This is a genomic window from uncultured Jannaschia sp., from assembly GCF_947494025.1.
In the GTDB taxonomy this organism is placed as follows: Bacteria; Pseudomonadota; Alphaproteobacteria; order Rhodobacterales; family Rhodobacteraceae; genus Jannaschia.
Window position 1 is genome coordinate 1 of record NZ_CANLTQ010000090.1, and the last position, 2,288, is coordinate 2,288.

At 65.3% G+C, this 2,288-nt stretch carries 3 pseudogenes; 1 reads left to right on the top strand and 2 read right to left on the bottom strand.

Going from position 1 to position 2,288, the window contains the following annotated elements:
• Positions 1 to 768 (top strand): annotated as a pseudogene (locus Q1B08_RS21290) (transposase); the annotation flags it as partial.
• Positions 769 to 992: 224 nt separating this feature from the next.
• On the opposite strand, the pseudogene Q1B08_RS21295 reads toward Q1B08_RS21290, so the two are convergent.
• Both Q1B08_RS21295 and Q1B08_RS21300 read right to left on the bottom strand, forming a co-directional pair.
• Positions 993 to 1,814, bottom strand: a pseudogene (locus Q1B08_RS21295) (IS3 family transposase); the annotation flags it as partial.
• Positions 1,810 to 2,138 (bottom strand): annotated as a pseudogene (locus Q1B08_RS21300) (transposase); the annotation flags it as partial. The pseudogenes Q1B08_RS21300 and Q1B08_RS21295, both read right to left, overlap by 5 nt.
• Between the last annotated feature and the right edge of the window lie 150 nt (positions 2,139 to 2,288).

The window sequence follows — 2,288 nt, forward strand, 5'->3', positions numbered from 1 at the left end:
CTCCGGCATTCAAGGAAGTCGGGGAAGTTCAGGAAGGTCTGCCTCACCGATCCCGATGCGAGCATGGCGACATCCGGGCGCAACCGACGTCTGGAGCCGAGCTACAAGCAACACGGGACTGTCGACGATGAATGCGGCGTGATCCTCGACGTCGAGGTCACCACGGGAGAGATCAACGAAGGCCAGGAAATCCTGGGCCGCCTCGACGCGGTCGCGGCGGTCACCGGAGCCCCCATCGGCACCGTCACCGCGGATGCGGGCTACGCCTGCGCCAAGGTCTTCGCCGGCCTGGAAGACCGCGAGATCACCGACGTGATCCCGACCAAGGCCGAGCCGATCCGCTCGAAGATCCCGCTCAGGCGGTTCCGCTACGATGCACACAACGACATCGTCAAATGCCCGAGGGGCAAGGCCCGGACGGCCCAACAAGGCGAAGATCGCCCATGGCCGGTTCTCGCGTCGAAGGCACGAGACTGCAAAGGCTGCGACCTTGCACATCTCTGCCTGTCGCCCTCACGCGTCACCAAATCCGTCGTCATCGTCCACGACTATCCGGCCTTGTTGCGGGCCCGTCGCCGACGACTTCGGTGGGAGGCAGAAGACGTTCGTCTTTACCGGCGCCACCGTTGGCGGTCCGAGGGCTTTCACGGCGAGGCGAAGACCTGGCATGGCCTGGCGCGGGCCGTGCGGCGCGGGCTCGACAACATGCGCATCCAAGCCTTCCTCACCGCCGCGGCGGTCAACCTCAAGCGGCTCGCGGCGGCCCTTCTCGCCATGATCTGCGCCCTGATCGCACAGAATGCCGCCCGGGCGAGGCCAATCCGCGCCTGACGCACCATCTCGGCGCTACCGAGCGTTCGATCGATCAAAGACGCCCTCCGGCGACGACGCCGTGACTACGGGACTTCGACAGCGAATTCTTCAACGGCCCCCGGGTGCATTTCTAGCGCAACCTGCTGGCTCGGGTGAACAAGTGACCTGCCACTGAACTTTCATCCAGCCGCGACCGGAGCCCAGTTGGTATTTACGGCGGTTGGCGCGGGTTGAGCAATCTCCCGACGCGCGGAGCTTTCATCTCGCGCAGCGGGGCGGGCGATTGCGGTGGTCAGTGTCCGCGCATAGTCAGCCGGCGTTTGGTAGTCCAAGGCGGAATGCGGGCGTTCTGTATTGTAGTCGGCAGTCCAGGCGGCAATCACGATCCGGGCGTGAGCCAGGTTGCGGAACATGGTCTCGTTGAGCAGCTCATCGCGCATCCGACCGTTGAAGCTTTCCGCGAAGCCGTTCTGCATCGGCTTGCCTGGCGCGATGTAATGCCATTCGATCCGGCGCTCGGAACACCACCGCAGGATCGCGTTCGAGGTCAGTTCCGTGCCATTGTCGGAGACGATCATGCTGGGTTTGCCGCGGCGCTCGATCAGGGTCGTCAGTTCACGTGCCACACGGCGCCCTGAGATCGACGTATCCGGGATCGCAGCGAGGCATTCGCGGATGACATCGTCGACGACATTCAGCACCCGGAAGCGCTGGCCATTGGCGAACTGATCGTGGACGAAATCGAGCGACCAACGGGCATTGGGTCGCGCCTCGATCAGGATCGGAGCCCGTGTCCCGACCGCTTTGCGCCGGGCCTTTCGCCTGCGCATCGTCAGGCCCTCCTCGCGATAGAGCCGGTAGATGCGATTGATCCCGGACGGCTCGCCCTCGCGGCGCAGCAGGATGAACAGCCTCCGATAGCCGAACCGGCGACGCTCATTCGCCAAGTCCCGCAGTCGGCCACGCAGCTCCGTGTCCGGAGCACGCCGTGGTTGGTAGCGGCCCGCCCGAACCCCGGTAGGGTAACTGGACGGCCAGCGTCTTCTGGCGTCGACACAGCGTCGAGAAGTCCGGCACCGGCCAGTCGAGCCCCGCCAGTCGCAGCAGGCTCGCCACGAAGCCCGTCGTCTGCCGGAGCGGCAGGCCGAACAGAACCTTCACAGTCAGGCACGCTTGGATCGCCGCGTCGCTGTAGACCGGCTGCGCGCCGCGCTTGCCGGACGGCGCCGCATGCCAAGGTGTCGAGGGGTCGAACTAACCTCTCGTGACATTGCTGCGCAATGCACTGCCGGTCAGCGGACGGTCAGCGACCCACGCTCCCGCAGCGAGACGTTGTAAGACGACTAGTTCAGGGTGCGGTAGCGCGGGTGGACGCGGGCTTGGACATGCCGCCCAGCTATGTCGCTTCGGTAATGGGGCTTTGACCGTCAAGCTCAAAATCGCGCGCGTCATCACGCACGCGCCGGTCGGAGGCT